At 58.9% G+C, this 13,950-nt stretch carries 12 protein-coding genes and 1 pseudogene; 6 read left to right on the top strand and 7 right to left on the bottom strand.

Annotation, left to right across the window (positions count from 1 at the left end; genetic code table 11):
* Nucleotides 1-30: 30 nt before the first annotated feature.
* The 3 genes from AC1RRC_RS20810 to AC1RRC_RS20800 all read right to left on the bottom strand — a co-directional run bounded on the left by AC1RRC_RS20810 (nt 31) and on the right by AC1RRC_RS20800 (nt 4,909).
* Nucleotides 31-1,374, bottom strand: a complete 1,344-nt coding sequence (locus AC1RRC_RS20810) for a hypothetical protein (RefSeq protein WP_493057441.1) — start codon at nt 1,372-1,374, stop codon at nt 31-33.
* 43 nt (nt 1,375-1,417) lie between these two features.
* Complete coding sequence (locus AC1RRC_RS20805) at nt 1,418-2,761, bottom strand: hypothetical protein (protein ID WP_493057440.1); 1,344 nt, start codon at nt 2,759-2,761, stop codon at nt 1,418-1,420.
* A 132-nt stretch (nt 2,762-2,893) separates the two neighbouring features.
* On the bottom strand, nt 2,894-4,909 hold the full coding sequence (locus tag AC1RRC_RS20800; RefSeq protein ID WP_493057439.1) for a DUF6351 family protein: 2,016 nt from the start codon (nt 4,907-4,909) through the stop codon (nt 2,894-2,896).
* Nucleotides 4,910-5,046: 137 nt separating this feature from the next.
* Here AC1RRC_RS20800 and AC1RRC_RS20795 point away from each other — a divergent pair, with 137 nt between their 5' ends.
* Entirely contained in the window at nt 5,047-5,805 is a 759-nt protein-coding gene (locus AC1RRC_RS20795) for a substrate-binding periplasmic protein (protein WP_493057438.1), read from the top strand.
* A gap of 3 nt (nt 5,806-5,808) precedes the next feature.
* Here AC1RRC_RS20795 and AC1RRC_RS20790 read toward each other — a convergent pair whose 3' ends face one another.
* The 4 genes from AC1RRC_RS20790 to AC1RRC_RS20775 all read right to left on the bottom strand — a co-directional run bounded on the left by AC1RRC_RS20790 (nt 5,809) and on the right by AC1RRC_RS20775 (nt 10,402).
* Nucleotides 5,809-6,822, bottom strand: coding sequence for an HNH endonuclease family protein (locus tag AC1RRC_RS20790; RefSeq protein WP_493057437.1), 1,014 nt, complete (start codon nt 6,820-6,822; stop codon nt 5,809-5,811).
* Between the two features lies 1 nt (nt 6,823).
* Nucleotides 6,824-9,121 carry an AAA family ATPase gene (locus AC1RRC_RS20785; protein WP_493057436.1) on the bottom strand — a complete coding sequence of 766 codons (2,298 nt, stop codon included), beginning with the start codon at nt 9,119-9,121 and terminating at the stop codon, nt 6,824-6,826.
* 211 nt (nt 9,122-9,332) lie between these two features.
* Entirely contained in the window at nt 9,333-10,031 is a 699-nt protein-coding gene (locus AC1RRC_RS20780) for a DUF3334 family protein (RefSeq protein WP_493057435.1), read from the bottom strand.
* A 170-nt stretch (nt 10,032-10,201) separates the two neighbouring features.
* Complete coding sequence (locus AC1RRC_RS20775; protein WP_493057434.1) at nt 10,202-10,402, bottom strand: hypothetical protein; 201 nt, start codon at nt 10,400-10,402, stop codon at nt 10,202-10,204.
* Nucleotides 10,403-10,723: 321 nt separating this feature from the next.
* Between AC1RRC_RS20775 and AC1RRC_RS20770 the strand changes: the two genes are divergently transcribed.
* The 5 genes and pseudogenes from AC1RRC_RS20770 (at nt 10,724) to AC1RRC_RS20750 (ending at nt 13,932) form a co-directional block, all read left to right on the top strand.
* Entirely contained in the window at nt 10,724-12,559 is a 1,836-nt protein-coding gene (locus AC1RRC_RS20770) for a P-loop NTPase fold protein (protein ID WP_493057433.1), read from the top strand.
* A gap of 205 nt (nt 12,560-12,764) precedes the next feature.
* A pseudogene (locus AC1RRC_RS20765) lies at nt 12,765-12,917 on the top strand (IS5/IS1182 family transposase); the annotation flags it as partial.
* 288 nt (nt 12,918-13,205) lie between these two features.
* Nucleotides 13,206-13,382 carry a hypothetical protein gene (locus AC1RRC_RS20760; RefSeq protein WP_493057701.1) on the top strand — a complete coding sequence of 59 codons (177 nt, stop codon included), beginning with the start codon at nt 13,206-13,208 and terminating at the stop codon, nt 13,380-13,382.
* Between the two features lie 15 nt (nt 13,383-13,397).
* Nucleotides 13,398-13,700, top strand: a complete 303-nt coding sequence (locus tag AC1RRC_RS20755) for a transposase (RefSeq protein WP_493057432.1) — start codon at nt 13,398-13,400, stop codon at nt 13,698-13,700.
* Nucleotides 13,582-13,932 carry a transposase gene (locus AC1RRC_RS20750; protein ID WP_493057431.1) on the top strand — a complete coding sequence of 117 codons (351 nt, stop codon included), beginning with the start codon at nt 13,582-13,584 and terminating at the stop codon, nt 13,930-13,932. Before AC1RRC_RS20755 ends, AC1RRC_RS20750 begins: the two co-directional genes overlap by 119 nt.
* Nucleotides 13,933-13,950: the final 18 nt, after the last annotated feature.

Here is a 13,950-nt window from a genome sequence, read left to right as displayed (position 1 = left end):
CCGGATAGGCCGGATAGTCCGGCTACTCCGTTACGCGGCGCGTGCCGCCCTGTATCCCTCGTCGCCGAACAGGGCTTCGATGTGGCCGGCCAGTTCGCGGTTTTCATGCTGCGCGCGCAGCGACGGGAAGAACGAAATGCACGCTTCGCCCGGCGCCGACATGTTCACCACCATCACCGGACGGTTCACCAGGCCGGCGCCCAGCGTATCACGCGGTGCGATATTGACACCACTCTGGTGCCGCACGTTCTGGCAGCCGTGCAGGTATTCCTGCGTGCCGAGGTAACGGTAATTGTTCCAGTTGGTGACCACGAAGGACAGCGGATCGGTTTCCTGGCCGACGATGCCGGCGTCCACCGCTTCTTCCGTCAACTGGAAAATCGTCACGTCCTGGCGCGTTTCCTTGAAGTCGCGGATGCGGTCATGCACGGCCTTCGCCATTTCCGGCAACGGGAGGCTGCCATTGACGCTGACCGGCACGAAAGCGATGTAATTGCCGGCATAACGCGCGCGCAACGACGGCTCCAGCAAGTCCGACAGCATCTTGAAGCTGACCGTGTGGCCGGGCTGCACCTGGCGGCGCTGCACGCCCATGTCATGGCACGCCTTGGCCATCACCGCGCAAATCACGCTGTTTTGCGTGACTTCCGGATACAGCGCGCGGCACTCGTCCAGGCGCGCGACGATGTCGTGGAAGCCCACCAGCGGCGCGTGGCGCTCGCTGCTGTATTGCTCCAGCAGCGGCGGCAATTCATTCAACTGGATCACGAAGCGCCCGGCGTCAGCCAGAGGATACGCGCCCAGCACCGCCAAGTTGGCGTCGCGGTCATGGCCGGCGGCGCCCAGCAGCGCGCCCATGTCCTTGCCGGACAGGGTTTCGATCCGGCTCGCGGCGTCCAGCGCGGCGGCCTGCGCCTTGGCGTCGCCCGCGCACAGCGCGTTGTAATGGTCGGCCACCAGGTTGAACACCACTTCGGCGCCGCGCGCGTCGACATAGGTGTGTTCGCAGGTTTGCGCGATGATGAATTCATGGGGATTGCCGCGCTGGCGCAGCACGGTGACGGTCATCGGGCAATGGCGGCCATCACCGTGGAACGCCAGGCTGTCGCGGCACAGCGCTTCAAACCCGGCCTGCAAATCGTCGCACTCGGTCACATGGAAGCATGGCGCCATCGGGCCGGCGGCAACCCATTGATAGCGGTTTTGCGCTTCGTATGACAGCGCCTGGCCGAATTTGGGCACCGCCGCCACCACCTGTTCAACACTCTGCTGCAGCCAGCCGATGTGCAGGTCACCGCGCAGGCGGTAGCCGCTGGTAAAGAAAATATTCGCCCTGCTCATCAGGCTTTCGAGGTTGATCGCGCCAGTGTTCACGCTGCACTCCATTAATTTGATATTTGATCGGTATGACGGGGAATTAAACCGCCGGCGACGGATGGCGCATGACAGGCCATTCGGTGCTGTACTGATAACGCAGCGCCGCTTGCGGGTCGTCGCTGCCATAGTCAGGATACAGCAAGGAGCCGTGGTAATCGGTCAGGTATTCCGCCAGGTCGCGCAGCGGGCCGGCCGCCTGCAGGGTCCACGCGCCGCCCTGGCCGCCCGCACGTTCAAGCCCGCATTCGGTGCGGCACGCGTCCAGCACCTCGGCCGGGTCGGCATCGGGCCGGGCCGCCATGCGGATTTGCCAGCGCGCCGCCACCATGTCATCGACCGCGATACGCACGACTTTTTCACGCGCGGCCGAACCGCGCTCGGCGACTTCCGGCGTCAGGTGGCCATTGCCAACGTAGTAATGCGCCGGATCGTCGTCGTGGCGCGCCTGCTGCGCCTGGTAATAAAAATTGTACGGGTGGCCGGTGCCCAACACCGCTGTGCGGCGGCCGGGAATCACGTTGCCGGTGACGGCTGCGCTTTGCGCCGTGGTCAGGCTGGTGCCGAACAGTTTATTGAATTGCGGGACGGCCTTGCCGCCATAGGCCACCACCGGCGGCGTCACGCCGAAATCATTGCGGCCGCGTTCGAGCAAGGCGCGCAGCTGGTCGGCCTGGTATTGCGAAAAATACGGCACGGTAGGCGGAATGTGCGCAAACGGGCCACTGCCCTGGTCGTCATCGGCGGCAATCGGCGCGCAATCGATGACGGATTCGTACAGCGACACATCGGCGCGGTCGACGCCATTCACCCACAGCAAATGTTCCCAGCGGGTCGGCACCGGGTCGGCCAGGTAATTCTGCGTGCCTTGCAACAGGCGGATCGGCGGATAGTGGAAAAATTGCACGGATTTCTGGTTCACCAGCGGCAGGCCGATGCCGAGGAACGGACGCCACGGCGTCGCATTCTGCGCGCGGGGCAGCGGGTCCCACATGCCCAGTTCACGCAATTGGGGGATGGTGCCGAAGAAAGCGGCCGCGCCATGGGTCAGCAGGCTGGACAGGCCAATCTGGCAATGGCGCCCATATTCCGCGCAGTGGCCGGCCTCGGGCGCCGGGCTGCCGCTGTATTGCACCACGATGCGCCACGGTGTTGCGGGATGGGCCGTGACGCGCACCAGTTGCGGATCGAGCCCGTGGCTGTGGGCAAAGCGGTCATGTTCCAGGGTCTTGCCGAACCAGTGTTCGACGGCCTGGGCCAGGGTCTGGGCTTCACCCGGCACATTGGGAACGGAATACAGCGACAGCAGTGCATCTTCGCTGATCGCCTCGCCACTGCCGCCATCCTGCGGCAAATACACCAGGTCCACGCCAAACAGTTCCACCATACCGTCCGTCTCCTTTATCAGCACTCATGCATCCCATGCATGACCAATTGCCGATTCTACTACTTTCCCAGGAGAAGTATCTGTGGTTTTTGGGCCATAGCGGATAGTGGCATGCTTATTGCTACTATTTTATTAATTGTTCAGCGAAGGTCTACCAACGTCGCCCTGGCGGTAGTCGCAAACGCCATCGGGGAAAATCCGCGCCAGCCACGCCTGCTGCGCCGCATTGAATGACACGTTGCCATAACTGCCGTCCGCCAGCGCCGCCGCCACGGGTTTCAGCGCGCACTTGAACAAATCGCCCCGGATGCCGTCGCCCGCCACCATGCGCGGGCTGCTGTGGAGCGGATAAGCGCGGGTGCAGGCGCCCGGCGCCTTGCTGTCAAGGATGCCGTCCCACACCCCGGGCCCGGACGCCAGCACGGCGACCTGCGCGCCGAAACAGGTATCGGTAAATTCGGCCGGGGCTGCCTTGGCGGCCAGGTAGCGGTCCATCACATCGACTGCCCTCACCACAACGCGCACCAGGTCCGGGTCGGACTGTACGAACCACACCACCTGGTTTTTTTCTTCGGCGGGATTGGCGTGCCGCAGGCGGGCGCGTACGGCAAACGACTGGCGCGCATTGTGCATGTTCAGTTCCGGCTCCAGGTATGGCCGCAAATCAATCACCGGGATACCCAGTTTCGCGCCGGTGTACACGTGGCCGGAGGAATACGCCTTGCGCATGGCGTCCAGGCTGCCGGCGCGGCGCGGCGCCGGCACACCCTCCGGCTCGCGGCAAGTGGCGCTGCGGCGCATGTTGCGGCTGTCGTACGGATCGCCCTTGGCGTCCCATTGCACGAAGTCCGGCTGCTCCTTCCAGCTGCCGACACAGGCATTGATGCGCAGGAATTCGTCCGGCGCCAGCTTGCCGTTGGCCAGCGCGGCCAGGCCATATTGCACGCCCACGTTGTCCACCGGAATAGGCGCATACCCCTGGCTGTCGGCGCCATAGATCTCCGCCAGATCATTCCAGTGGGTCCACTTGACCTTGTCCAGCGCACCGTCGGGATAGCCGTACGCCTTGGCGCCCTTGTCGAAGCGGGGATCGCGGTAGCGCGGATTGATCACGGTCGGCATGGCGAACTTCCAGCCATTGATGCACTCGGTCGATCCGGTGCCGCCGGTCAGCGCATTGCGCGCGGTATCGCTGGCATTCATGCCCTGCACCAGCGCATGGCTGCTCCATTTGGCCCACGGCGATTGCGGATCGCGCGCCACCGCATCGGCAAAGTACTGGCCCAGCAGCGGGCAATCGGAAACCGGGATGGTTTGCGTCACCATGTCCGGATAAGAATAAATCGGCACCCCGCCATCGATCAGGCCCGGCGCGTTTTGCGCAAACAGGTATTGCTGGACCGCGCCGCCGGAACCGCCGACGCCGAGCGTGAACACCGGCTTGCCATAGGCGGATACAAAATAGTCCTTGGTCATGCGCGCGGTCTGCTCCGCCAGGCGCATGTTGTAATGCACCCCGGTTTCATTGCCGGACGAGGTCACCACCGCATAGCCCTTGCCCAGCAAGTGCGGCATCAGCGCCCGCTCCGACGACCCGAGCTGGCCGTTGAACCACATGGCCATGCCCTGCTGGTGGCCGATGCCGACGCCGCCGCGCAGCCAGTAAATCAGCTTGCCGTTCCACGCCAGCGACGGCGACTTGCCGGTGGCCGGCGCGTCCGCCGACGGCGGCCGCGGCGCCAGCATGGCAATGGTGTACATGAAGCGGTTGATGACGCCGCCCTCGACCCGGATCACAAACGGCGCCTGTACACCATCATACGGAATCGATTTCAGGTCGGCCGGCGGCTGCGCATAGCCACTGGCGGGATCGAATGGTTTAAAGGCGCTGCCGTTGAAATAAAAATATTCCGTGCGGGGCGCGATATGGCACTGGCGGCTGTAGCCGACGACCTTGCCGGTGGCGGCATCGAGCACGGGGTGGCCAATGCCATCCTGGTTGTCGATCAGCGGCTGGCCCAGGCCGGATTCCTGGGTGCGGCAAATAAATGGCTGCTGCGGCTCCGTGGAGGCAGCGGCGGCCGGCGCCATGGCGTTGATGCCGGTTGCCAGCAGCACGGTGGCGTTCAGTAGACGATGGATTTGCATGCGACGCCCTCCAGTTTGTTGCTCAAGTGTACATGCAAGCCCATGACGGCGAAATGCGCAAGAGTGCAAACGAAATAACCACACACATTTAACAGTGATATGGGCTGGCGGATTCGTTGTCATAAGATGGTCACATTATGCATACCACCTTGAAAGTCATATTGGCGCTGGCGGCGTGCGCTGGCGGCGCGGCCGCCGGAGCGCAGGAACCGGTGCGTTTCCTGGTGGTCGACGGCCGCTCGCTGCCGATGGGGCTGGTGCGCAGCACGCCGCACGGGCCGGAGCTGGCCGAGGGCTTGATCAAGGATTGGCAAGATGCGCTGGCCCATGAACTGGGACGCCGCCCGGTGCACCTGGTGTTGCCGCGCAAGCGCCAGGACTGGGCGGTGGAAGGCCACAAGGTTGATTTGCGCTGTTTCGTCAGCCCGGAATGGCTGACGCCGGACATCATTGCCGAATATGACTGGCCCGCGCCCTTCATGGAAGTCGAAGAACGGGTGATCGGCCCGGCCGACAAGCCGCCGGCGCAATCGATGCGCGACCTGGAAGGGAAAACCATCGGCGGCGTGCATGGCTACACTTACCGCAAGCTCGATGCGCTGTTCGCCTCAGGCAAAGCGCGGCGCGAAGATGCGCCGGGCGAAACCGCGCTGCTGCTCAAGCAACTGGCGGGGCGCACGGACTATTCGATGATGCGCACGCTGGATTTCCAGTACCTGCGCCGCAATGACACGCGCATGGCCGCGCTGGCGCTGTCGCCGCTGGTGGTCAGCCGCTTCCCCATGTATTGCGCGCGCACCAAGTACAGCGGAGTGTCGCTGCAGGAGTTGGCTGGCGCGCAGGAACGGCTGCTGCAAGCGGGGGCGCTGGATAAGATCTTGCAGAAGTACCGCTAGCTTTTAGGCAGCCAAGCGCCGCTTGAAATCCGCCAGCCACGCCGCCGCCAATTCGGAAAATGGTGCAGCCGGCGCAGCGGCATCACGCATTTCTTTGAGCATACGGTCATGTAAAAACCGCAGGCGCTTAAGCACCCGCTTATCGCGCGCCGCGATATCCTTGTCAGTTGCGGTTGACTCCTCTATTTCCTCCATCAGCGCCGCCAGTTCTATCACTGCGAATTCCAGGAATTGAAGCCTGCGCAGCAGGCGTGTGCGGTCTTGCACCAGCCTAAGGCGATTCAAGCCGTAGGTATGGATCGACACCGCGCCGCGTATGCAAACACCGTTGCCCGCCGCATGGGCGGCGACGGCGGCTGCATCGGGATCTCCATCGACAAGCGGCAAAGCTAACTTTTGTTCAGGGCCGGATGTCTTGGGTAGTACCAGACTGATCAAATTGCCAGGATCGACATAAAACTGCAAATGTTTGCGGGGGTTGTCGTTGCACGGATTCAGCAGCAGGGGAGCCTCATCCTGCAACGAACAATTTTCCGTGGCGGCACGTGGACCCACAACAGGAAAACTGTCCCCCTTGCCCTGGTTTATCACCCGGTATCCACTCAATGAAATCTGGGATTCCAGCAGCGTGACCAAGTTGGCAAACCCCTTTGGCACCATTTGCTTACGCCGCCGATTGCAGTCCAGACAGCTGGGCAATAAATTGTCCCAGGCCGCCGCCAGCCACCAATACCCCCGGTGCGCCCCATCTTCCGCCACCGCTCCCTTGGGGCGATAATGTTCGACGTCGACAGGTGCGCCCGAACTGAAAAAGCATTCGCAATACGCGCATTTACCATGGAACAGTTCATGCAGCCTGTCCTTGATTTCCTGCTTGCTGTACCGGTCAAATGGATAACTGCCATTACCTGCCTTGGCGTAATGGTCACGTGCGCGGTCCAGCTCTGTTTTGCCGTGTTGATCGCGCTTCGACAAGGCTGCGGGCGCCGGCTTTTTGCCACGGTGAACGGCCCTCAACTTACACTCCTCCCAACGCCGCAATGATATTCTGCCGGGAGACTTCGCGTAGCTGCACCAATTGTTCCGCCGCCGCTTGCTGTCGCAGCATCAGGAATTCTGCAACCGCCTCTTGCACCAGCCGTTGTGCCTCACTGGTGCCGATCGGCAGCGAGAATTCCAGATCTTGGTCGAAACGGTGTAACGCGGCTTGCTCGGCATCGGTCAGCCTGTGCCCATTGTTCCGTTTGGCCAGCAAATCACTCATTTCTGCGAGACCTATCTCGGTCACTGGATCGTCTGTCGATGCCAGCGCAAACAGATCCGATGTAAGCAATTGTTCAACACCCAGCTTGCTAAAGTCCGGCAATTGCTGCAACGCTTCTATTTTCACCGGCAACACCGCTGCCTGTCCATTGGAGGCATTGTCCATCGCCTGCCCGCTATTCACGATCCGGCGCAACACAGCCACCTCGCCTTCGCACATGCCCCGCAGGCACAACGGGTCATGGGTGGTGGCGATGAAAGTTACGCGCGGCAGAGCCCGGCGTAAGCCCCGCATGATGCCAATTTTCCATAGCGGATGTAAATGCGCTTCGATCTCGTCGATCAGCACGACGGCTTTCGCGTTTTCCAACGACGTAAAGTGTGGATTGATGCGGCTATCCATCAAGCCCCGCATGATGTCGCACGCCATTGCCAATACGGATCGGAAACCGGACGACGCGATATTCAGTGGCGTCCGGATGCGGCACGCGCGACTACCATCACCGGTAGAGGTGATAACCACGCAATGGCCGTTCTCGCGCTCGATCACATCGAAGCTGCCACCAATATTAAAAATGTCGCGCAACGCCCGTACCACTGCATTGAACCGATTGTCGGATAAACCCAACAACCATTTTTCCGGGTTGGACAAAAGGGTATCCGTACGGAACAAGGAAATAATCGTATTCCCTGCACTGAAACGATTTGTTTTTTGCAGATACTGGCGAAATGCACCATATGCGAACACCGGTATCGATTGCATCATATTGTCAACAAATTCACCGTCCAATCCAACGCCGAGGTCTTTGACGCCGCCATTACCAAACTTGAGCTCCACCAACAGATCGCGTTTCGGCATGTTTTCGTGCCCGCCCATGAATTCCGGCCGCGTTTCGAAATCCCTGGCATCCAGGCCCAACTTTTTCCGGGCATTGTGGCTGGCCAACGCCAAGGCGATCCCTTCCAGCAGCGAGCTTTTGCCAACGGCATTTTCACCCAGAACCAGCAATGCCGGTTCCTGGTAGGGATGTCCAGCCGTGGTATCGCTGTCTCGCGTTGGAAAATCCAGATCCAGATGCTCGATGGATTTAAAGTTCCTGATTCGAATGTGCCGCAGACCATCATCGATGCGCTCGCTGTCCAGCGCGCGTTCAAATGCGTCTTCAATGTCGGCGTTGACCAACATCCGAAACTTCACCCGGTTATTCTTATCGGACAGTATGCGCGCAATGCTTAGGTAGATATTCTTGGTGGTGATCCGCTTGACGCCCTTGGTGTGCGGGAAGGCTGCGCATGCCCGCTTCAACAGCAGGAACCACAGTCCACCGTACGCTTGGCGCTCCAGGCTGAATTGCATTTCGCTGCATTTATCGTCCGGTAACTGATGGGACAACTCCAGGTGCAGCAAGTCTTGAAAATATTGTTGAATTGCATGGGCACGACGAAGCACGAGTGCCGGGCGGTTCAACGAAAAGTGCGCTATTGTCTCCGCCGCTTGCGATGTGATGGGAGCCAGCATACCCTGCGCATCCAGTACAAAATGCCGCCCCATGTCACTCTCCGCACAGGGATCCAGCAACAGCGGCTTTTCATCAAGATGCGCGATCCAGCTACCTCCCGTGCGCAAAATAAAATCATTGACCGAACCACGCGTCGGCAGCGGGCATCGTTGGCCACTGACGGGGAAGTATTCAGCATTAGGCGGGCGGCAATGGGCGCATATCGGATACAGGTTATTCCAGGCATCGCCCAGCCAGCCATAATACAAATGATCCAGCCTGCCTTGACCGGCTGGTTGTGCGTTGGCCGGCGGACGAAAACGGTACAAACCGCATTCGGTGGCGCTTTCACAAAATGCGCACTTATTGCGGAACAGGCTCTTCAAGTACGGGAGTACATCGGCCGAATTCACTAATGGAGCCGGGAACCGTGTCTGCGCCTGTTGCGCTTCAGGCATCGCAAAAAAATCCGCGACCCCTTGGCGCGCTGCAACGGCCACGTTACTAAAAAAATACTCCGGCGTTGCCAATTCCTGGCGATCAACGTAGCGCAAAGAAATTCCTCTTAACCGATATCAATATTTTATGATAGCGCAAGCATCCTTGGACGTGGGTATGGAGGATTGCCTAAAAACGCGGATTCGCTAATGCCTGCTACCCACCACGGGACGGCACGGGATCACGCTAACGCATACTAAAATTGAATGGGCGAAAAAAAACCTTGCGCTGCCACCCGCAAGGTTTTTTTCGAAGCAATCGCCGTACTTACATGCCCAGCGATTTCAGCAATTCGTCGCTGTCGTCCGACGACAATTGCTGCGACTCGCCTGCCGGCGCGTTGTTGCCGGCCTGCTCGTCGTGCAGCAGTTGGTCCGGGTCCGGCGCGTCGAGCGGATCGAAATCGTACAGGCGGATGAATTCCGTGCGGTCGATCGCCAGTTCCAGGTAGAACACGTTGTTCTTTTCCGTATAGAACGAGACGCGGCGCATTTCCGGGCGGTCCAGCGGCGTATCCACGTTCAGCATCACCTGCTTGGTCAGCACCAGCATTTTCGGCTGGTTTTGCGTGATGTTGGTTTGCAGTTCGCGGCGCACCTTGCCGGTGAAGTCACCGACGATCTGGTTCATCAGTTCGCCCATGATGTTCGACACTTCGTCGGACGTGTGCGAGCTGGCCAGTTCCGACTTCGGCATGCCCATGTGCAGCATGTAGCGCTCATAGATTTCCATGGCCGTATCGGCCGAGAAATTCAACACGACCAAGCCGGTAAAACCGCCATCAAACAGGACGAAGCATCCGATATCGGGTTTCAGGCCGACCTTGGTGATGCGCTGCACCATGGCGGAATAGTTGACCTTGCTTTGCGTGGCGATGCCCAGCACGCGGATCACCGAATTGCACAAACTGGTTAATAAATCTTCTGTACCGTACACAATCTTCTTATCGTCTACTTCCACTGCCATGCTGCCCCCTGTTTTTGGTCTTGCCCTAGAGCAAATGCCGCTTGCCCTTGGTTAATTCCATGAGAATACTGAAGCGCCCCAGTCTCGTCCACCGTAATCGCGGATTCCGTGGAAATGCTGCAGCGGAAATGTTAAAAAGCAAGATTTTAACATCCCGCGCGTCCGGGGACTCAGGCCAGTGCTTCCTTCGCCGCCTGCTCCGGGGTCAATCCGTCATAAAACAAGTCCGTAAACCACTCGACCTGCTCTTCGATATGGTCCTGGGCCTGCTCCACCGTGGCGCCGCCCTTCACCAGCCAGCCCTCCACTTCGATACACCACTGGATCAGCTCCAGGGTTTCCGGGTCCAGCTCTTCTTTCTTTTTTGCCATGTTGATGCCTCTTAATGCCGCTTTAGCGCCTCTGGCGGCGCACAATGTGAAGGGGCCGGGGATCGCTCACCGGCCCCTTAGTATACTCTGGCAAGGCTATCCCCATTGATCCAAACTTCCTGGTTGCAAGCGCCACCCTGCCAAGTGACGACTTTGCAACGGCTACTCAATATCCGCCCTCTTCGCTGCCATCGATCAATGCAAGGAAGAACTGGACGACCAGCTGATCAAAGTCCTGATGGATTACCCGAATCGGGTCGTACCAGGCTTGGGACGTTGAATGATAGTAAGATGCATTTCCCTATAACCATTGAATACCTCATGACAACGAAAGACGGCAACGATGGCGTCCGCCATTTCCTGAACCGGTATTGCACGCAAAGCGTCCCACCGTATTACGCCGTACTGATCGACGGCCCGTGGGGTAGCGGAAAAACCAAGCTGATCAACGATTTTTGTGCGGGCCTGGCGAAGGAGCCGCTGTATGTCAGTCTGTACGGGATCAACAGCGTCCAGGAAATTTCAGACCGCATCTTTGAAAAGATGCATCCCATTCTGACCAGCAAACCGTCGAAATTTCTTTGGAATGCAGTGCGCAGCGGGCTGAAAACCACGCTGAAACTCGAAACCGGCGATACATTACAAATCGCGTTGCCCGAGTTGCAAAAATGGGATGCCTCGCACACTATTCTCGTGTTCGACGATCTGGAGCGGTCCAATGCCCCGCTGACGGAAGTACTCGGTTATATCAACCAGTATGTCGAACATGACGGATACAAGGTAATCATTGTCGCCAACACCAATGAGCTGAATAAATCGGATGGTGGGCTGACTTCGGCAGCAACAGGCAAGGAAAAAGTCATCGGCCGCACGCTACGCATCGTTCCACAAGCGGATGCCGCGTGGTTCCCATTTTTGGAAGCACTGACAAACGATGACGCCCACACTGTTCTTGGGAAGCGCAAAGAGATTGCCCTTGCAGCCTTTGAAAACCATGGATACCAAAACCTGCGCCATCTGCGCCAAGCCATGCTGGATTTCTCGGATTTGTGGGCGTGCCTGGAAGGCCATTGGGTGCAATTGAAGAAAAACAGTGACTTCCTGGACAGGTTGGTCAAAGACGTCTTGTCGCTCAGCATGGAATTCCGATCAGGCCATATCACGCCGCAGGATATCGACAGCATTGAAGACCTGGATCTGGCGGCACCGTTGGACAGCAGTGCGTTGCGCAGCACAACCTGTGAAACTATACGGAAGATTGGCCTCAGCGACGCATCCATGGCCGCCATGCTGGCACGCTGCTACGCCCGCTTTTTTGAGCGCGGCTATCTGTCGCCTACGGAAGCGTTAAATGGCGTCATGCGAGGCCCATTCTTCAACGATGTGCAGCACATTGACTGGCAACGGCTGTGGTACCACTACCAGCTGTCGGACAAGGACTTCGCTACGCTGATTGACCGTGTTCTAACGCGCTTTCAACAAGCCGACTATCCGGAGCCAGGCGAATTCTTGCATGCGGCAGGCTTGCTGATCGCTTTCGCCCGACGCGGATTGCTGACAGGCCAAAGTGCTGGCGACATTCTGGATACAGGTAAGAAAGCCATTGGCAGGTTGGTCGAGGAAGGAAAAACGACAGGACACGATATCAAGCTCGATACTCGTAGCGCCTACGGTCTCGCTTTCGCTTCCCGTGACCAACATGAATTCAAGGCGCTCGCCGCGCATTACCAATCTTGCCTGGACGATGCACGGACTGCCACCATGCAAAGCGTGGCCAAAGCATGGATGGAAGAACTGAAGGGCAATGCGAGGCAATGGGCCAGCCGCATCGCACCCGGACGCGGCGGCGACGGGCACTACGCGGAGTATGCAATCTTTGCCGATGCGTCACCAACCGAATTTGCCACCATCATCGACACACTGGAACTCCCGGCATTGGTCATCGTTGCACAAGCGCTGCGGGCCAGATACGACAGGCTGAATAAATCCCACTTGTGGAAAGGACGCGAGTTATATTTCTGGAATTACGCGATGGACTATCTGAAAAAAAATCGTTTGTCCGAAGGAACGCTGTCAGACGCATATATTATTGACACGATGATCCCGCTAATCAATTCGATTCAGACTGAGCTCCAGAAGCTGGATAGATCAAAGTAAATAGGCCAAGGCTCGCCCAGCACCGTCGCGGCCCGAACATAGAAGCATCTATATACGGCGGCACGGTGTGCAACTTGCATGGCACGGTTATTCACGATGTCGCGCCGCCCAGGAACGCGAAGCCAAGATGACGAAGCTGGGCGACGCGCTGCAGGTGCTGTAGCGGCATGTTGATTTCGCGGCGCACGCGCACGCGGGAGATCAAGTGGCACCTCGACTTAACCGTGAACGCAGCGGACGGCCGCCCGTTTCCGAGCGAAGCCATCGTACGCATCCTTCGATCCAGCAATCGTTCAATCTCTCCAATGAACAAATGGAATTCCAGTTGCTGGACCGCCTAAGCTCTCAGCGTTTTGCAAGGCTGCGCGATTCGAGCCTGATCCCTGACCGCACCACCATTTGGACTTTTAAGGAGCGCCTGCCTAATGTACGGGTGCCAGCGAAAGCGCATTCGACGCCGCCAACCGCCAACCGCCAACTGGCCCTGCATGGCTACGCTGCCCGTAACGACCAGATAATCGAGGCCTCAATCGCTCAGGCTCCCAGGCACTCACTGAATAAGGAAGAAAAGAGTATCGTCGTTAAAGAGAATGCGACGCCGAGGGACGGGTCGCCAGCGAAGCGACCATACAGTTCTGGATCCATCATGGAACATGGCCGTCTGCCGCTGACGACCTGGTATCTGGCGATTTACCTGATGACGCAATCGAAGACCAATATCGCGGCGCTGGCATTGATGCGGCAACTCGGCATCTCGTGGAAGGCGGCTTGCCTGCTCAAGCACAAGCTGATGGAAGTGACGGTCCAACGCGAAGCGCGCTAACCATTGGAAGGCGATGTGCGCGTTGACGACGCTTACCTGGGCGGCGAACGTACGTGCGGCGGCCCGGGGCGCAGCTCCTCGAACAAGGTGGCATTCGTAGCCGCGGTCGAAATGCGCGACGGACGTCCGCAACGCGTACGCTTCGATCCGCTCAACGGCTTTTCGTTTGCGGCACTGACGCACTGGGCCTCCAGTGCGATTGTGCCGGGCAGTTTGCGTCACCTCCGACGGGCTGCTGGGCTTCGAAGTGCCAAGGAAACTGGGATATGTGCACAAAACCGTGCTCGCGCCGCGTGGCAAAGCCGGGGCCGAAATTGAACCGCTCCCTTGGCTCAACATCCTGCCAGGGAATCTGAAAACCGCTTTGCCGGGAACTCATCACGCGTTTAAATTCGCAAAATATGCGCGTCGTTATCTGGCCGAGGTGCAATACCGATTCAACCACAGGGCCGACATGCCGGCAATGGTGCCGCACATGGCGGCAGCTGTCGTCAGCACACGGCCGTGTTCTAAACGACGAATTTTGGGGCAGCCTGAAATAAAAACATAATCAGGTAGATGAATATAC

This window comes from Pseudoduganella sp. GW821-FHT12E03 (genome assembly GCF_058807115.1).
The sequence above is the reverse complement of the archived record's forward strand: the minus strand, read 5'-3'. Positions and strand labels throughout refer to the sequence as shown.

Bases quoted from the DNA above. Each gene is read 5' to 3' on its own strand.
- AC1RRC_RS20805 (WP_493057440.1), bottom strand. From the start codon at position 2,761: ATGGTGGAACTGTTTGGCGTGGACCTGGTGTATTTGCCGCAGGATGGC.
- AC1RRC_RS20800 (WP_493057439.1), bottom strand. From the start codon at position 4,909: ATGCAAATCCATCGTCTACTGAACGCCACCGTGCTGCTGGCAACCGGC.
- AC1RRC_RS20795 (WP_493057438.1), top strand. From the start codon at position 5,047: ATGCATACCACCTTGAAAGTCATATTGGCGCTGGCGGCGTGCGCTGGC.
- AC1RRC_RS20780 (WP_493057435.1), bottom strand. From the start codon at position 10,031: ATGGCAGTGGAAGTAGACGATAAGAAGATTGTGTACGGTACAGAAGAT.
- AC1RRC_RS20775 (WP_493057434.1), bottom strand. From the start codon at position 10,402: ATGGCAAAAAAGAAAGAAGAGCTGGACCCGGAAACCCTGGAGCTGATC.
- AC1RRC_RS20770 (WP_493057433.1), top strand. From the start codon at position 10,724: ATGACAACGAAAGACGGCAACGATGGCGTCCGCCATTTCCTGAACCGG.
- AC1RRC_RS20760 (WP_493057701.1), top strand. From the start codon at position 13,206: ATGGAACATGGCCGTCTGCCGCTGACGACCTGGTATCTGGCGATTTAC.